Source organism: Thermogutta terrifontis (assembly GCF_002277955.1).
GTDB lineage: Bacteria > Planctomycetota > Planctomycetia > Pirellulales > Thermoguttaceae > Thermogutta > Thermogutta terrifontis.
In genome coordinates, this window is sequence record NZ_CP018477.1 from 1810631 (window position 1) to 1827711 (window position 17081).

Genomic DNA, 17081 nt, shown 5'->3' on the forward strand with positions numbered 1-17081 from the left:
TCTCGATCAGACTAAAATGGAATCGAAATTGAGCGGGGTATTTTGATGTGACCACGGTTTGCGGGGAAAGGAGGCCCCGATGATCTCATTCATGGATCTTGCCTACCTTGCCGGGTTAGGCCTGCTGTCGCCGATCTGGGTTTGGCGACTGTTGAGGCATCCCCAGAAGTATCGGCAGGGATGGCGGGCCAAGCTGTGGGGCGACGTGCCTCCGCGAGAAAATGCTCAACCATGCCTGTGGTTCCATGCGGTGAGCGTCGGGGAAGTCAATCTCCTGAGACCACTCCTGGTCGAGGTCCAGCGCCGACTCCCGCATGTGGATATTCGACTCAGCACCACAACCCGCAGCGGCTTCGAAGTCGCAAACAAAAAGTACGCGGAATTGGCCCCCTTTTTTACACCTTTCGATTGGAGCTGGGCTGTTCGCCGCGCCGTGGAGCGTATTCACCCATCGGTGCTCGTTTTGACTGAGCTCGAGATCTGGCCCCAGCTCATCGCGGAGGCCAAAAACGCCGGCGCCCGGGTTGCCGTGGTTAATGGTCGCCTGAGTGACCGGAGCTTTCGCGGTTATCGAGCGGCCATGCCGTTTCTGAGATCAACCTTTCAGAAACTTGATACGGTCGCCGCCCAGGATCAGCGTACAGCCAAGCGATTCATCGCCTTGGGTGTGCCCCCTGACCGGGTGTTTGTCACGGGATCGTTGAAATTCGACGGCGCCGAGTGTGATCGCGGCAATCCCCACACTCAGTCGCTACGGGAACTGGCGCGGATAGCTCGCGACGAAACGGTGTTTCTGGCAGGGAGTACCCAGGAGGGCGAGGAGGCCGCCGCACTGGAGGTGTTTCGGCGATTAGCGCCGACTTTTCCGCACCTGCGACTCATCCTCGTGCCACGCCATCCAGAGCGGTTCGACAGTGTCGCCGAGTTGCTTCGCGCAAGTGGTCTGCCGTGGCTGCGACGTTCCGAGCTTGCTCCGGACCGTTCTCTGCCGGTGCATTGGCCCCATGGACAGCAAACAGAAGCCGAACCGGCGTTCGACCGTCGAAGTCACCTTCACATATCATCTGGGTCGCCGCGGAGTTGTTCGTTGCGGCCTATCATCCTGGTGGATACCGTGGGAGAATTGAGTGCCTGGTGGGGCCTGGCGGATATCGCGTTTGTGGGAGGAAGCTTCGGGAACCGAGGGGGCCAGAACATGCTGGAACCGGCTGGCTACGGGGCCGCGGTCAGCTTTGGTCCCAACACGTGGAATTTTCGGGACATTGTGAAATCGCTGCTGGAGGCGGAGGCCGCCGTCGTCGTGCACGATGCCCGGGAGCTCGAAGCTTTTGTCCGGCGGTGCCTGGAAGATCCCACTTACGCCAATGAACTCGGCCAGCGGGCACAAAATCTGGTTCTTTCGCACCGGGGGGCCACCACAAAAACCTTCGAAATCCTGCGACGCTTGCTGTTTGCGGAAGAAAAGGAAGCCGGTTTCACACTTCGGCGTTCGGCGTGAAGAAAGGGCAGCAGGGTTGCGGTAGCAAAAACATTTGCGGTCAATCAGCCCACCTTTGACTCGCTCGCTTCGAATTCCTTGCGGACCTCCTCCGGCACCGGTTGCACCTGTCCAGAACGATCGACAATCGCCAGCGTCACATTCCCGCGGCAAAGAAGGTCTCCATCACGGTACAGCAGGTATTCATGTTCAATTTTGTACGCCGTGACGCGTTTGACGATGGTTCGTAATCGCAGGAGGTCGTCGTACCGAGCCGGCTGGTAATAGCGGCATTCTGCGTGCACCACGACCACGTACAGCCCCCGTTCTTCCCACTGGCGGTAGTTTCCTCCGGAGGCGCGGAGCAACTCGGTCCGTCCCATCTCGAAATAAATGAAAACCCGGCTATGGTGCAAAAACCCCATCGGATCGCACTCGGGATACCGCACCCGGATTTCAATTTCATGTTCCCGAAGCATGAGCGTTCCTTTTCGTCCCATCAACAGAGGTGCAATCGTCGCAGCGTACCGAGAGGCGGCTGTCTCGCAAATGGCAGTGGAAGATTACCGCATATCGACGGTAGCCGAAATCGCCCGGCCAGATTGATCTTCAAGTCGGCACCGGAAAGGCCCATCCTCCGGTCGCCATCCGGGGATCACGAGCATCAGGTTGCCGCGGGCATCGAGTTTGACAGCAACACGGTACTGCTTTCCGTTGCTTCCTTCGATCAACCAGAAAAACGAGCCACCTCCCGGTGCTGTTCCCCCGCGGAATTGGTAATCCACGCTGAAGCCCATCATTGTTCCTTCCGGGCCCGTCATCGGCAGGGCCACGGCAGCGGAGAGCTGGACAGGGAGATCGGTCGGGTTGACGGGGCTGATCGGGGAGGCCCTCGAGGTTTGGCCACCAGAGGGCGGAGAGCCAGACAAAGGCTGGGGTAATGCCGCTGGGGAATTCGCGGCCGCCAGGTCCCCTGCTGGACCAGCAGGTGTCACCGCGGATTGTGGGGGTGGCGGAGCAATTTGCGGGGTTGTTTCACCTGTCACGCCCGATGTGTGACTGGCGATCGCCGGCGGCGGGGACGGCTTTTGCGGTGTCACGCGAAAGGCCGAGTCGTCCGCACCCTTCATGCATCCGTCTGCAAGCCCCAGCAGGCTGACAGCAAGGTAAAGCCAGTTCTTCTTTACTGACATGGTCAGCACCATTCGCGCTTGTGCCAGAGTAAAGGAACGGCCGACAGCCACTTTTATCAAAGGTTGGCGTAACATTCCGGCCACGATTTCAGTGTACGTCGATTCGGACGCCATTGGTATTCGGATGATACGCGATGCTGGAGATCAAACAGCTTGGGTGCGACTGGGGCTGGAAAGTCTCGCACGGCAGCGAAAGAAAACCGCCTGAAATTTTGAACAATGTGCCAGGCGAAAGCAAAAGGCGATCGAAATTGCCGAACCACTTTCCTGGCAATGAGTTGCGTCTTTTTCCGGGCAGACCGGCCGTGGGGACTCGAAAAACGTGTCGCACGCAGGTCACCATTTGATCGGCACTTACAACGACCAGGTTCGGGGCTTGACATCGGCCAGGATCGCGGTAAACTCTTACGCTATGTTGTGCATGCATTGACCATTGAATACAATAGATAGTGGCGAGATTACTTTGGCTTCGGCTATTACCCGCGGATGTTTGCTTTCCCCCCACAGGATGGGGTGATGCAACGAAGCTGATTGACCCAGGGGAGGCTGCGGCGTTTTGGATGAATTGGAACTGGATAGGATGGGTGGGCTCCGGATATGTGAGCGATCTTTTCAAACTGCGTAAGAATTGACACCGGAGCCGCATCGGTTGACTGGCAGGGCTTTTTGGCTGAAAGGTGCTCTCATCCGTGAAAGCAGTTTTCGGTGACCAATCGGTGGGGTTGAAGAGGCCGAGGGGACAGTGTACATTAGTACACTTGCATGCACGGACTCAACATACAAGTGTGTGGTTGTGCGGCGGCTGGCCGGAATCGCTCGGTGCGACCGCGAGGTATCAGGAAAACCCAAGCATCAGGAGGTGACTGCGATGGCACAGGAAAATCACGCTGCCCTTTCGCATAACTCGGTCGTCGAAAACAATGCACCAGTTCGGCCGGGGATTCGCGGGATCAGGATTGATCCTGTCTTTTGCCCTCCCGACGTTTCATCGCCGTTCGATACCGTCAAATGGACGCGTCGGACCGCTGTCATCAAAAGTGACACGGGAGGGGTCCATTTTGAACAGCCGGATTGTGAAGTGCCAGAGACGTGGAGCCAGCTGGCCACGAACATTGTCGCCAGCAAGTATTTTTACGGAGAGCTCGGCACGCCGCAGCGGGAATCCAGCGTACGGCAACTGATCCACCGTGTGTGCCGCACGATTGCCGATTGGGGAATCGCGGACGGGTATTTCGCCTCAGCGGAAGATGGAGAGCGGTTCTATCGCGAACTGGTCTGGTTGTGCCTGCATCAGTACGCGGCTTTTAACTCCCCGGTCTGGTTCAACGTGGGACTGTACCATCAGTACGGAATTAAGGGGGCCACATGCAACTGGCGATGGGATGCCAAAGAGGGCAGGGCTGTGCAGCCGGAAAACCCCTACGAGTATCCTCAGTCTTCCGCCTGCTTTATCCAAAGTGTGCAGGACAATATGGAAGACATCATGGAGCTGGCCCGAAGCGAAGCCATGCTTTTTAAGTTCGGCTCCGGAACGGGGACCGACCTCTCCACCCTCCGATCGTGTCGGGAAAAGCTCTCAGGCGGTGGCAAGCCCTCGGGGCCGCTTTCCTTCATGCGGGTGTACGATCAAATCGCCGCTGTGGTGAAAAGCGGAGGAAAAACCCGGCGAGCGGCGAAGATGCAGTCCCTCAAGGTGACGCATCCGGACATCCTGGAATTCATCGAGTGCAAGGCCAAGGAGGAGAAGAAGGCACGCATCCTCATTCAGAACGGCTATACACCCGAGGAGGCCTACAGCTCGGTGCTTTTCCAGAATGCCAATTTGTCGGTCCGCGTCACTGATGAATTTATGGAAGCGGTGGAGGCAGACCGGGAATGGGTCACCCATTGGGTGACCGATCCGACTCGCGAAGGTCCTCGCTACCGGGCGCGGGAGTTGATGCAAAAGATGGCCGAATCTGCCTGGAGCTGTGGTGACCCCGGCGTCCAGTACGACACCACTATCAATCGCTGGAACACCTGCCCGAATTCGGGCCGAATCAATGCCTCGAATCCCTGTTCCGAGTACATGTTCCTCGACGATACGGCGTGCAATCTGGCCAGCATCAACCTCATGAAGTTCCGGCGCGAGGATGGCACGTTTGACGCCGATCGTTTCGTCGCAGCCTGCCGGGTTATCTTCATCGCCCAGGAAATTCTCGTTGATCACTCGAGCTATCCAACGGCGAAGATCGCCAGGAACAGCCATCTGTTCCGACCGATCGGTTTGGGTTATTCCAACCTGGGCAGTCTGATTATGGCATCTGGCCTGCCCTATGATTCGGACGAAGCCCGCGGGCTGTGCGGTGCCATCACGGCCCTCATGCACGGGGCAGCCTGTCGGACGAGCACAGAATTGGCGGCGGCCGTGGGGCCGTTTGCGGAATTCGAGAAAAACCGGGAGCCGATGCTGCGGGTGATGGAACGCCACTGGGAAAAGGTGGAGGAGCTGGAACACGCTCCGGAATACCTCAAGAACGCCGCCCGAAAACTGTGGGATGAGGTTCTTGCCAACGGCAGGCGGTATGGATTCCGCAACGCGCAAATGACGGTGCTTGCGCCCACAGGCACGATCAGCTTCATGATGGATTGCGACACAACCGGTATCGAGCCGGATTTCGCGCTGGTTAAATACAAGCAACTGGCTGGTGGTGGCACATTGAAGATCGTCAATCAGACCGTTCCCCTGGCTCTGAAGACTCTGGGCTACTCAGAAGAACAGATCCGCGAGATCGTGGCGTTTATCGATAAGCACGACACCATCGAAGGGGCCCCTCATTTGAAGGCCGAACACCTGCCCGTTTTCGACTGTGCCACTCCACCACCAGGTGGGAAGCGGTACATCCACTGGAAGGCGCACATTCTGATGATGGCGGCCGCCCAGCCGTTCCTTTCGGGAGCAATCTCCAAGACCGTCAACATGCCCCGCGATGTGAAGCCCGAGGACATCGCCAACGCGTACATGGAAGGTTGGCGGTTGGGACTGAAAGCTCTGGCGGTCTATCGAGACGGCTCCAAGGAAGTGCAGCCGCTGGTCTCGAAGGCGTCTACCGAAAAAACCACGCAAGCGGTGCCGGCACCTCGGCGCGAACGGCTGCCCGACACACGACGATCCATCACCCACAAATTCTCGGTCAACGGACATGAGGGCTACATTACGGTGGGGCTTTATCCGGATGGTCGTCCGGGCGAGCTCTTCATCACCATGGCCAAAGAAGGGAGCACCATCGGTGGGTTGATGGATTGCTTCGGGACGGCGGTATCGATGAGCCTCCAGTATGGTGTGCCGCTGGAAGTGTACGTCAACAAGTTTTCCTACACCCGGTTTGAGCCGATGGGCTTCACAACGAATCCGGAAATCCGGACTGCGACGAGTATCGTCGATTACATCTTTCGCTGGCTGGGCATGACATTTCTTCCCGGCTATAGAGAAAAGCTCAAAAGTTCCCAGCACGTTTTGGAACGGCTGACACCTGCTCCGGAACCCGCGACGGGTGGGAGTAACGGGGCTTCTAAGGCGGAAGCACCATCAACGTCCGGGGGTGGAGAACGGCGGAGTGACCCCTGGGAGTCGCTGGGCGGACCACTTCCCGAGCGGCTGGCCTCCCTCGCGGCGACGCTGACACAGCCTTCGTCCGCCGGCAACGGGCAGCTTCATGGCGCCAAGCCGGCTGTGCAACCTGCGGCAACGGCGACGCTGGAGAGCTATCTTCCGTTCCAGGACGACGGGCCTCCGTGCGATCTGTGCGGTGCCATCACCCGCCGGGCCGGCTCTTGCCACGTTTGTCCAAACTGTGGGCACAGCTTGGGCTGCTCGTGACAAGGTTCGTGTGAGAAGGTTCCTGGTGTGTGCCTCGACCGCATGGTGAGGTCACCCGGGCCTGATAATCCGGCCAGGTGACTGTTGCTGTTCCCAAAATCGGCCCTGGCAGGTAGTCCGCCGGATTTTACCTGCCAGGGTTTTCACATGGATCATCGACATCTGCACGAGGCGATGGTCGATGACGCGGCTTCAGAAAAGCCCGGTCACACGGCCTGTCTTTACATCCACGTCGATCCGCCGGAACGCCGGGTCCGAGCCTGTTCCTGGCATGAGCGAGATTTCACCGGCCATCGGGCAGAGAAACCGGGCGCCCCCGTAGACAAGAATGTCCTTAATGGGAAGGGTCCAGCCCTTGGGAGCTCCTTTGATGGTCGGATCGTGCGTGAGGCTGAGGTGCGTCTTGACCATCATCGTGGCAAAATCCCGGTATTTGGGGTTATTTTCGAATTCCTTAAGTTTGGCTTCTGCCTCGCGGGAGTACTCCACACCATCGGCGCCGTACACCTCGCGGGCGATTTTCTCAATCCGTTCACTCAGGGGTGTGTCATCCTCATACAGATAGCGGAAAGAGACGGGCTGTTCACAGGCATCCAGGACGGCGTCAGCCAGTTCCAGCGCTCCTTCTCCACCGTACCGCCAGTGATTGGACACGGCGACCCTCGCACCACTTTGTTCGGCAATTCGACGCAGCAGCCGGATTTCCGCGGGGGTATCGGTTGGGAAAACGTTGATGGCCACCACCGGGTGAACGCCCGACTTCTTCACGATATTGATATGGTGGAGGAGATTGGCGGCTCCCGCTTCGAGCCACGCTAAGTTCTCTTCGAAATATTCCTTGGGGATCGGTCGGCCGGGAGGGCAGGGCGGGGCTCCTGCTGTCACTCCATGGTGTTTCAATCCCCGTATTGTCGCTGTGATGACCGAGACATGGGGGACTTTGCCTAGGTATCGGCACTTGACATTCCAGAATTTTTCGAAGCCGATGTCCGCTCCAAATCCCGATTCGGTGATGTGATAGTCCGCCAGTTTCAGGCAGATTTGATCGCCGATCACACTGGACTGCCCGATCGCGATATTGGCAAACGGACCAGCGTGTACAAAACAGGGCTGGCCCTCGATGGTTTGAATGAGGTTTGGATTAATAGCGCTGCGCAACCAGGCGGTCATGGCCCCGGCCACCTCCAGGTCTTCGCACGTGATGGGACGATCCTTTTTATCGTAGGCCACGATGATCTGCCCGATACGCTGGCGAAGATCCTCGAGGCTTCGGGCCACGGCAAGGATAGCCATGACCTCGGAAGAGCTTGCGATCTGAAAGCGGCTCTGCATCATGTAGCCGTCCATCCGGCCGCCGATGCCGATGATGATATTGCGGAGCGCCTGGGCGCAGAAATCGATGACCCATCCCATTTCCACGCGGGTGGGATCGATGTTCAAGCGTCTCAGTCCCACTTTAGCCAGTCGCTCGTCGTCGTAATTGCGCTCGTGCTGGAGTCGCGCCGTAAGGGCCACCATCGCCAGATTGTGGGCATTCATGACCGCGTTGATATCCCCGGTCAATCCCAAAGAAAACTCCGCGAGGGGGATGACCTGGGAGAGTCCCCCTCCGGCAGCCGAACCTTTAATGTTCATTGTGGGCCCTCCCGAAGGTTGGCGGATGCACGCGGTGACCCGCTTTTTCCGTCGGCCCAGTCCCTGGAGCAGCCCGATGGTGGTAGTGGATTTGCCTTCCCCGAGCGGTGTGGGGGTGATGCCTGTCACCTCGATGAACTTTCCGTCGGGGGCATCACGCAGTCGCTCCATGACTTTAAGGTAATCCACTTTGGCAATGTAATGGCCATAGGGTAGAAGCTCTTCCTTCGTCAGGCCCAGCTCTTCGCCGAGCTGGTAACACGTTTTCATCCGCGATTCGGCCTCCAGAGCGATTTCCCAATCGGGATGTTCAGTCGGATCAAGCGGCATAGACACCCTCCCAGTTGAGCTCCCGAGATACAAATTGGAGTTGCATTTTCGGTGAAAGCAGAAAAAAGGCAGGGCGATCACAATTCGAAATCCACATCCTTGGGAGGCAGAATCTTCACCTTGCGGCCCTCCACCTGCACCCGGCCTTCGGCAATCAGCGTGATTGCCTCCGGATAGGCCTTGCATTCTTCCTGGAATACCCGAGCCGCCAGAGTTTCGGGCGTATCGTCGTCGAGCACAGGTACCACTCTTTGCAAAATGATGGGGCCGTGATCGTAGAGGTTGTCCGCAAAGTGGACGGTACACCCGGTGATTTTCGCCCCGTAGTCCAGCACCGCCTGATGGACACGCAGGCCATAGAATCCCTGACCGCAAAACGCCGGGATGAGAGCGGGGTGAATGTTAACCACCCGGTTTTCAAAGTCGGGAGGGATGACGAGTCTTTTCAGGAATCCGCCCATCACAACAAGTTTCACGTTTTGTCGTCGGCAATGATCAAAAATCTCCTCACTGAACGGCTGAGGGTCGCGGTACTTGTTCCAATCCACCACGATCGCGGGGATCTGTGCAGCCGCTGCGTGTTGCAGACCGCCCGCCTGGGGATTGCTGGATATGACAAGCCTGAAGTCCACGGGAAGCTTTCCCTCTTTCTTTTTTTCGATGAGATTCTTGAGAGTTGTACCCGCTCCCGAAATAAGCACCGCGATAGGAAGTAGCTTTTCGGATTTAGACGTTCCTTTGACTGGCATTCTGTTGCCTCCTCGGAAGGGTCCGTAAACGGTTGTTTCCAAATAAAAATTACTCTAAAGGAGTTGCAGGCAAACGTAAAGCATTGATCGAGAAGACTAGCGGTCATTCCGGTTTACACGGATCCGGGCGACGGTGTCGCACCTGTCGCTTGATGTCCGTCGATAACAGAGCCTGTCAGTTAGTATGGATCTCACCTAATATCGCAGCAGTCGTCGGGTGAATATTCGTGGTTGGGGTGAAAAAAGTCGGTCGTTCTGCCCCCTGAGGGCACCAGCGACTCCGGTAGGGGAATTCATGAATTGCCCCTACGACACATGGAACATAAAGAGTAACGTTCGACCGTGCCCCCGGCGTTGGCCGGGGCGGCCGCGACATGTGTCAAAACTGACCCTTCGCTTCTTTTCGCGTGATATCCCGAAAGGAGTCTCCGCTGTCTGTGCTCTCTGTCCCGCCTCCCGGTCTCGAATTGGGTAGATTCTGCTCTATTGGTAAGTGGACAACCTGCTAAACGAGGGTATACTGAATGCGGCTTTGCGACCATCATTGCTCTGTTGGTGGGGTTGTGAATTTTGTGCAGACTTCGGCAGCAGGGAGAAACCACGCGATGGTGCAGTCGATCGTTCCGCGTTTGGTCCTGGTTCTATGTTGCTGTCTCGGATTCTTGGAACCAGGGTGGGGAAGGGGAGAGGAGATCCCGCACACCAGCGAATGGAGGTTGGCCACGTTTCGGTGCGACGTGACTCCACCCATTAATGGTCGTCACCCACTCATCTGGCTGGTGCCCGTCAAAGAAGTGGAAACACCGTTGGAAGCGCGCGGGGTCGTTCTGGATGATGGTCATTCCCGCTACGTGCTATGTGCCGTGGACTGGTGCGGCCTGTGCAATTCGAGCTACCGACAGTTTCAGGAGAAGATCGCCAGTGCTTTGGGCGTCCCTCCTTCCCATGTGGCTGTGCAGACCGTTCATCAGCATACTGCTCCATACACAAATGGGGACGCCCAAAAGATTCTCGACCAAGCCGGGGCTACACTTCCCTACGTGGACTTTGCTTTTATGGAAGCAGTAACGGACAAGCTGGCCGCGGAAGTCAAAGCTGCGATCCAGCGACTCGAACCGTTCAACGAGGTAGGATTCGGCTCGGCGATCGTGGAGCAGGTGGCCTCCAATCGGCGGGCATGGACCCCCGAGGGGAAGCTTGTGGTCCGGTACAGCGCCTGTAAGGATCCACAAATTCGGGCGCTTCCCGAAGGGTTAATCGATCCATATGTGCGGACGGTCACTTTCGCTCGGGATGGGAAACCGCTTGTCCGGCTGCATTATTACGCCACACATCCGCAAAGCTTTTACGGAGATCCCCGAGCCAGCGCCGATGTCCCCGGCTTTGCCCGCAGCCGACTTGAGCAGGAAGAGAATGTGATGCAGATCTACTTCACCGGGTGTGCCGGAAATATCACGATGGGGAAGTACAATGACGGCACGCGGGAGGCCCGTGAACAGCTCGTTGAACGCCTTTACCGAGCGATGAGCGAGGCTTCCAAGAACACCCGGTATGAGCGTGTCCACCGGCTCAACTGGCGAGTTGAGCCGTTTTGCCCGATTCCACGGTCTGACTCAGGCTACACGGAAGCCGATCTGCGAGCCCGCGTCAGTCAGAAAGATTTAGACCCTGTGCAGAGAATTCGCGCTGCAGGAGGACTGGCGTTTCTCGCCCGGGCAAAGCAACCTTTCTTCGCTCAGCTTCTGGAAATCAACGACGGCGCGATCTTGAATTTGCCCGGGGAATGTTTCGTCGAGTATCAGCTCTACGCTCAGTCGTTACGACCGAATCGCTTCGTCGCGGTGGCAGCCTATGGCGATCTTGCGCCCGGATACATCTGTACAGCCAAGGCGTACGAAGAAGGTGGATATGAGCCCACCGCGACGTTCCTCGACCCGAAAAGCGAAGAAGTGTTGAAAAACGTAATCGCTAAGCTGCTGCAGAACTAGAAAGGAGTGGCTCTCATGAGGCTGGCGTGTGTACTCGTGCTGAGTGTCTGTCTGGACCTGTGTGCGGGGATGCTCCCCGCCCAGGAGTTTGCCGTGGGTGTTGCGCGAGTGAAGATCACTCCAGAGAAACCCATCCGGATGTCGGGATATGCATCCCGGAACAAGCCCTCAGTGGGCGTTCTTCAGGATCTCTGGGCGAAATGCCTGGCCATCCGCGATGCAGAAGGCCACCGAATCGTCATCCTGACCACCGACCTGATCGGCTATAACAACGAATTTTCGACGGAGCTTTTTACCCGGGCCAAGGAGAAATATGGGTTAAATCGCGAAGAAATCCTGTTAACGTGCTCCCACACCCATAGTGGTCCGGTTGTGGGTAAAAATCTCCGTGTGATGTATCAATTTTCGCCGGAAGAAGCGGAAACCATCCGTGAATACACGACTCAATTGCTGGACAAGCTGGTGATGGTCATTGGGCAGGCCCTGGAAAACCTTCAGCCGGCCCAGTTGAGTGTGGGGCACGGGAAGGTGGGATTCGCCGTTAATCGTCGGGAAAAGCGCGGCGACACGGTCGTTCTGGGGGTCAATCCGGAAGGGCCTGTGGATCACGATGTGCCGGTGATCAAAGTCACCGCCCCAGACGGCGCGTTGCGTGCGGTGCTGTTCGGATATGCTTGTCACTGCACGACAATTGGTGGCAATACAGGCGAGGATTTTTACAAAATTCATGGTGATTATGCGGGAGTTGCCCAGGCAAAGATTGAAGAGGCACATCCCGGCGTGACGGCCATGTTCACGATCCTCTGCGGAGGTGATCAAAATCCAAATCCCCGCGGGGAGATCGCGTATGTGCGGCAGCACGGAGAGGCTCTGGCGGGCGAGGTTGAACGGGTGCTGGCTGGGCCCATGAAGGCTGTTCGCGGACCGCTCCAGTCGGTCGTTGATGTGGCTGAGTTGGAACTCCGTCCCCACACCCGGGAGCAATTCGAGCAGGAGCTGGAAAAGGCGCTTGCAGCCAAGGATGTGTATCGCGAGCGGAGAGCTCGCCGGATGCTTGAGCTTTATGATGCCGGCACGCCCATCCGTACGGTGGCTGTTCCGATTCAAGCCGTTCGCTTTGATCAAACCCTCACGCTCGTGGCGATCGGCGGTGAGGTGTGCGTGGAGTATGCCCTGCGGCTGAAAAAAGAGTTTCCTCAGGAAGATTTGGTGGTTATTGGCTATGCCAACGACGTCATGTGCTATATTCCGTCGAAAAACGTGTTATTGGGTGGTGGATACGAGCCTGAGTATAGTATGATCTACTATGGAATGCCGGGACCATTTGCGGAAAATGTGGAAGAGACGCTCATAGCGGCTCTCCACCGGTTGCTGGGGAGACTGGGACTCCAGCCTGCCACCCATCAGGCCCGAGCGGAGTAACCTCGCCCAGCCAACCGGCGGGCCCCACGCAGCGGACGGGAAAATCGCGAGAGGGCTCGCCTATTGTAATATTTCGGGCGATTTCCTTTTACCCGGGTTTCCAACCACGGAACTTTGCACAAAGAATTGTCCACCACGGCAGACTTTGGGACGATTCCCATGCCGCTGGATCGAGTCTTAGATTCATCCGGCCGGTTTTAAGTCCCCACGTCGTTTCGTCGTCACAATTGTGGTCCATGCGGGCACTGTCATCGTACCCTCTCCTGTTTGCTGTTTTAGCACTTGTGGCCACGGCCCCCACTGCTTGGGCAGGCGTGGTCGTACTCGTGAATAAACTGGAGTCGGAAGCCCAGGTGGAAATCTGGCACGGGACCTCCGATCCACGCACGTTTCGGATACCCAGCGGGGGCCTGGTCCCGGTCTTTGCCACGACGTCTCCCGTTGTCAAAGTCAGGGCGGGTTCTTCTGCCCTGGAAGAGCGTGTGGAACTGAACACGATTTATGAACTGGCGTTACGCGGTGAGTCGATCGTCCTGCGGCAGGTGCATGTGGGGAATCTTCGCCCCGGAGTATGGATTGCGCCTTCCCAAAAGATCGATCAGCGGAGGGTAACAATCCCCGTGGCCCTGTTTGTAGATGAGGAACAACCAGCCGTCCGGGAGGTGTGGGAGCCTCGACTTCGCAGACAGGTGGAGGAGGCCTCGAGGTTTGTCGAATGGTTTTGCGGGGTTCGTTTTGAGATTGTTACGGTGGGGACGTGGACGTCGGATAATACCGTTCAGTCGGTGGAATCGCTGCTGGACGATTTTCGCCGCAAGGTGAGGCCAGACGGCGTCCTTCTCGTCCTTGGGGTGAGCAGCCAGCTTCGCGTGGCCGGTAACGGTGAGTTTCATTATCCGCTTGCGCTCTTCGAGCCCCATTTGGTGATACCGGACGTGCAACAGACATACACGGCACAGATGCAGTTGATGACGTTGATTCACAGTTTCGGACATTTCTTGGGGGCCGTGGACGTCACCGATGTCCCCAGCGTGATGAATCCCGCCCAGAAAACTCTGCACGCGGAAAAAGATAAACCCGACTATTTTGATCCCCTGAACACGCTGGTGATGAATCTTGTTGCCGATGAGCTGGCGTTTCGAAATGTTCGCCAAATTAGGGAGTTGTCTTCTTCCACGCGGAATTACCTTCTGGCTATATACCGCTACCTTGGGTACCGCAGTCGGCGACCGGATGCGCAGCGTCTCCTGGCACGTTTTGAAGAAACTCCGGTTCAGTATGAGCGCTTTGTCGCGGAGTGGACTGATGGTTCTTTGCTTACGGGGCCTGAAATTCTGGGTTGGGGCGACCCCAGCGATGTGCCGGAATTGGCAGGCCGAAAACTGTTCGCAGATGACATCCGCGTCCGCTGGATTGTGGACACCCAAGCTGGCCCGGAGACGGTGCCCGCCGAGGGCTTTGTCGAGTTTGTAGGTGGCGATCGGTTGCCGGGGAAAGTGGTGAGTGCCCGACCCGCCGAGATCAAAGACAACCGGACTTGGCCGGCTCGGCTCAGTGTTTATCCCTATTCGCGTGTTTACTGGCCTGATGGACAGTTCCAGGATCATGTGGACGTGTTCGCGACGGCGGTAAAACGAGTGGTTTGGAAATCCGTGGAGAAGGAGTATCAACCCGGCTGGGCCTTTCTGGCAGACGGACGCCGGATTCGCTATCGGGCGGTTCAATGGACGGAAAAAGGCGTTCGTCTCCTCACTGACGAGGGAATCCAGCAATTGGCCTTCGATGAATTGGCCGAACTCCATCTGCCTGGCCTGGATCCTTGGGAGAGCGTCATCCGTGCCCGGGTGGGGCTGATCACCGAACCCGATGATATTCTGATGGAGATCGACTGCGCGGACGGGATGCGGGTGACGACGTCGCTCAAGCGATTTGTGCCGCGGGCACGGGGCGACAAGAGTGTTCCCGATAATTGGTACCACATGGTGCAACCACCGTGGAGCGTGCAACCTTTGTGGATTCCATATCGAGCGGTTGTATGGCGAAGATTCTACGGCCCCGGCGAAGTGCCTTTAACGCGTCTGCAGGAGCTGAGTTATCAAGAGGCAAGTACGTTGGGTGGACGATGGGGCTATCATCTGGATGCGAACCTCCTGGGTCGCCCTCTTCACAGCGCTGGACGGCTCTATGGGTGGGGACTCGGAGTGACTTCGGGGACTCAGATTGCTTATCCCCTCCATCCGTGGGTGAGTAGTGTCCGCGTTCAATTGGGGATTGATTCTGAAGCGGGCGATGGTGGGTGCATTCGGGGAGAGGTGGCACTCACCGGTGCCACCACGGAAACTCTCGCTCGTTCTCCTGTGCTGGTTGGCTCCCGCCAAGTCTTCGAGCCGGGCGAGATTTCTCTTGCCGGAAAGAATCTACAAAACGCGCAGCTCGTCCTGAAAGTGGACGAAGCAGAAGACGGTCGGCCCCCCGCTGCGGATCCATGGAATATTCGAGACCTGGCTAACTGGCTTGAGCCAACTCTGGTGGTTGATACGGAAAAACTTCTTCCCGAAGTCCGTCGGCGGCAAATGTCGCTTTTTCCTTGCTGGGAAGGATGGCGGATTGTCGCACCGGAAACAGATGCCCTCCAGGGCCCGCAGGTTGTGAGCTATCTCGATCAATCGGGAAACCCTGCGGAATTTCGCTGGTTGCACGTTTTTCGCGGTCAATTCGCTATCGAGCGAACGATCTTGTTGGCAGCCGATGGACAAACCCTGGAAGTCTTGGTCTGCCGACCTCCAGGAACCTCTGCAGTGCGGCTGGAAGCTCTCGCGGACGGCCAATCGCTAGGTGACATCACTGTTCCCGAGCGGGGTGGGGGTGCACTCCCGGAGCCTTTCCGGGTGGATATTTCCCAATTCAAAGGCCGGAAAGTGACGATTCAGATTTCCCTTCGAACCGAATCACCTGCTCAAGAAGCGCGATGCGAGTGGTATCTCCTCCGCGTGATTCGCGCCATCTCTGGAAACACTGTTCAGCGATGAGAACCCGCTTGGGGATTTTCGCCTGATTCAAGAAGTGGCAAGCGGCATTCGAGACACCCTCATACATGATTCCGCAGAGCCAATTCCTTCGGGTGTGGCGAGAGATAGACCTGATTGAGAAGATACTCAATCTGAAGCCGTCTGGCGTAATGGGCGATCAGCGTGATCGGAACGATGAGCGGAACAATCCCGTGACGATATTCGTCAATGGCCTCCAAGATCTCTTTCCGGACATCTTCGGGAAGGTCCTTTTTGAAAAAGCCGAGCATGTGTTGGAGAACATTGCAGTTCTTGGCGGGGGTGGCCAGCCGCTTTAAAGCGGTCATGAATTCCGCCTCATACTGAAACCTCAATTCCGTGCGGGAGAACTCTTTTGCCCGGGCAACGAGTTGACCCAGGGACTTGTAATGCTGAGGCGAATGGGCCAGAAGAAGGTACTTGTGAGCGGTGTGAAAATCCACGAGGTCCTGGAGTGTCCAGCGCGACGCCCAAAGTGTTTTGAGGCGGTGAAAAGCAAAAATCCGCGTGATCCAGTTTTCTCGAAGTCGAGGGTCATGGAGCCGGCCCTCCTCTTCTACGGGCAGGTAGGGCATTTTCTCGAGGAGGACATCGGCGAAGATTCCGCGAGAGGTTCCCGCCGGCTGGCCTTCCGGCTTGTAAACCTTGACGCGTTCCATTCCGCAACTGGGGGAATTCTTTTTCAGCACGTATCCGCAGATATCCGCGTCGATCAGATCCTTGATACGCCGAGCCGCAAATCGCCGCATGACGTTCGTCAGATCTCGATCCTCGCTCGGCATGATCAGGGCGACCTCTTTTCCCCGCCACTCTAAACGCAAAGTGGGGCGGGGAACACCGAGGCCAATCTCGACCTCCGGACATACCGGAACCCATTCAACGTACCGCCCCAGCGTCTGGGTGAGAAAAGGATCATGCTTGTGGGTACCGTCGTACCGCACGAGTTGTCCCAGGAGGCAGGCAGAAATGCCGACCCGAATAGGAGCATCTGTTTCCCAGGGACGGGAGCCAGTGTGTTTCATGCCGATTGTCCTTCTCATTTCGATGGCAAAAGCAGGTACCCAAGCTGGCGAAATTTTTAGTTGCTGGCCATTTTATTCTTCGGTCGCAATCTGGCCAGGCCCTGACTGGTTGCCAATTTTCCTTTACCGCTGGGAAGACACGCGGACCTCGGCAAGGCCTTATGCTGAGGCGGCATTTAACCCGGGCGGGCCGGCTTGCAAGTTCCACCTTCCCACGTCGGATAGTCGACTTTCCCGAACGAGCTACGTCCGCTTGTTTCGGTTCGTTGTTGTTGGAGATAGGGGCAATTCACGAATTGCCCCTCCGACACATTGAGCCATTAGCCTTTCACGAGTCGTTACAAGAAAGTGGGGATGGC

The 17081-nt window shown here is 57.2% G+C and carries 10 protein-coding genes; 5 read left to right on the forward strand and 5 right to left on the reverse strand.

Going from position 1 to position 17081, the window contains the following annotated elements; genetic code table 11:
* The first annotated feature begins 79 nt into the window (after positions 1 to 79).
* Positions 80 to 1498: a 3-deoxy-D-manno-octulosonic acid transferase gene (locus tag THTE_RS06845; protein ID WP_095414729.1), complete on the forward strand. Its 1419-nt coding sequence runs from the start codon at positions 80 to 82 to the stop codon at positions 1496 to 1498.
* 44 nt (positions 1499 to 1542) lie between these two features.
* On the opposite strand, the gene THTE_RS06850 is transcribed toward THTE_RS06845, so the two are convergent.
* Together THTE_RS06850 and THTE_RS06855 are read right to left on the reverse strand one after the other, a co-directional pair.
* Positions 1543 to 1956 (reverse strand): acyl-CoA thioesterase, encoded by a 414-nt coding sequence (locus THTE_RS06850; protein WP_095414730.1) that lies wholly within the window; start codon positions 1954 to 1956, stop codon positions 1543 to 1545.
* Between the two features lie 84 nt (positions 1957 to 2040).
* Positions 2041 to 2670: a RodZ family helix-turn-helix domain-containing protein gene (locus tag THTE_RS06855; protein ID WP_157731865.1), complete on the reverse strand. Its 630-nt coding sequence runs from the start codon at positions 2668 to 2670 to the stop codon at positions 2041 to 2043.
* Positions 2671 to 3538: 868 nt separating this feature from the next.
* Between THTE_RS06855 and THTE_RS06865 the strand changes: the two genes are divergently transcribed.
* Positions 3539 to 6529 carry a vitamin B12-dependent ribonucleotide reductase gene (locus THTE_RS06865; protein WP_095414733.1) on the forward strand — a complete coding sequence of 997 codons (2991 nt, stop codon included), beginning with the start codon at positions 3539 to 3541 and terminating at the stop codon, positions 6527 to 6529.
* 192 nt (positions 6530 to 6721) lie between these two features.
* Here THTE_RS06865 and THTE_RS06870 read toward each other — a convergent pair whose 3' ends face one another.
* Positions 6722 to 8494 carry a formate--tetrahydrofolate ligase gene (locus THTE_RS06870; protein ID WP_095414734.1) on the reverse strand — a complete coding sequence of 591 codons (1773 nt, stop codon included), beginning with the start codon at positions 8492 to 8494 and terminating at the stop codon, positions 6722 to 6724.
* A gap of 77 nt (positions 8495 to 8571) precedes the next feature.
* Complete coding sequence (gene purN / locus THTE_RS06875) at positions 8572 to 9243, reverse strand: phosphoribosylglycinamide formyltransferase (protein ID WP_095414735.1); 672 nt, start codon at positions 9241 to 9243, stop codon at positions 8572 to 8574.
* 605 nt (positions 9244 to 9848) lie between these two features.
* On the opposite strand from purN, the gene THTE_RS06880 reads away from it, so the two are divergent.
* From THTE_RS06880 to THTE_RS06890, 3 genes are all read left to right on the forward strand, one after another.
* Positions 9849 to 11231 (forward strand): hypothetical protein, encoded by a 1383-nt coding sequence (locus THTE_RS06880; RefSeq protein ID WP_095414736.1) that lies wholly within the window; start codon positions 9849 to 9851, stop codon positions 11229 to 11231.
* Between the two features lie 15 nt (positions 11232 to 11246).
* Positions 11247 to 12653, forward strand: coding sequence for a neutral/alkaline non-lysosomal ceramidase N-terminal domain-containing protein (locus tag THTE_RS06885; RefSeq protein ID WP_095414737.1), 1407 nt, complete (start codon positions 11247 to 11249; stop codon positions 12651 to 12653).
* Between the two features lie 236 nt (positions 12654 to 12889).
* Complete coding sequence (locus THTE_RS06890) at positions 12890 to 15682, forward strand: NPCBM/NEW2 domain-containing protein (RefSeq protein WP_095414738.1); 2793 nt, start codon at positions 12890 to 12892, stop codon at positions 15680 to 15682.
* Between the two features lie 59 nt (positions 15683 to 15741).
* Here THTE_RS06890 and THTE_RS06895 read toward each other — a convergent pair whose 3' ends face one another.
* Entirely contained in the window at positions 15742 to 16722 is a 981-nt protein-coding gene (locus THTE_RS06895) for a YbgA family protein (RefSeq protein ID WP_095414739.1), read from the reverse strand.
* Between the last annotated feature and the right edge of the window lie 359 nt (positions 16723 to 17081).

Excerpts from the sequence above, each read along its gene's own strand:
- THTE_RS06845 (WP_095414729.1), top strand. The coding sequence starts at position 80 with ATGATCTCATTCATGGATCTTGCCTACCTTGCCGGGTTAGGCCTGCTG.
- THTE_RS06850 (WP_095414730.1), bottom strand. The coding sequence starts at position 1,956 with ATGCTTCGGGAACATGAAATTGAAATCCGGGTGCGGTATCCCGAGTGC.
- THTE_RS06855 (WP_157731865.1), bottom strand. The coding sequence starts at position 2,670 with ATGTCAGTAAAGAAGAACTGGCTTTACCTTGCTGTCAGCCTGCTGGGG.
- THTE_RS06865 (WP_095414733.1), top strand. The coding sequence starts at position 3,539 with ATGGCACAGGAAAATCACGCTGCCCTTTCGCATAACTCGGTCGTCGAA.
- THTE_RS06870 (WP_095414734.1), bottom strand. The coding sequence starts at position 8,494 with ATGCCGCTTGATCCGACTGAACATCCCGATTGGGAAATCGCTCTGGAG.
- purN (WP_095414735.1), bottom strand. The coding sequence starts at position 9,243 with ATGCCAGTCAAAGGAACGTCTAAATCCGAAAAGCTACTTCCTATCGCG.
- THTE_RS06880 (WP_095414736.1), top strand. The coding sequence starts at position 9,849 with ATGGTGCAGTCGATCGTTCCGCGTTTGGTCCTGGTTCTATGTTGCTGT.
- THTE_RS06885 (WP_095414737.1), top strand. The coding sequence starts at position 11,247 with ATGAGGCTGGCGTGTGTACTCGTGCTGAGTGTCTGTCTGGACCTGTGT.
- THTE_RS06890 (WP_095414738.1), top strand. The coding sequence starts at position 12,890 with ATGCGGGCACTGTCATCGTACCCTCTCCTGTTTGCTGTTTTAGCACTT.
- THTE_RS06895 (WP_095414739.1), bottom strand. The coding sequence starts at position 16,722 with ATGAAACACACTGGCTCCCGTCCCTGGGAAACAGATGCTCCTATTCGG.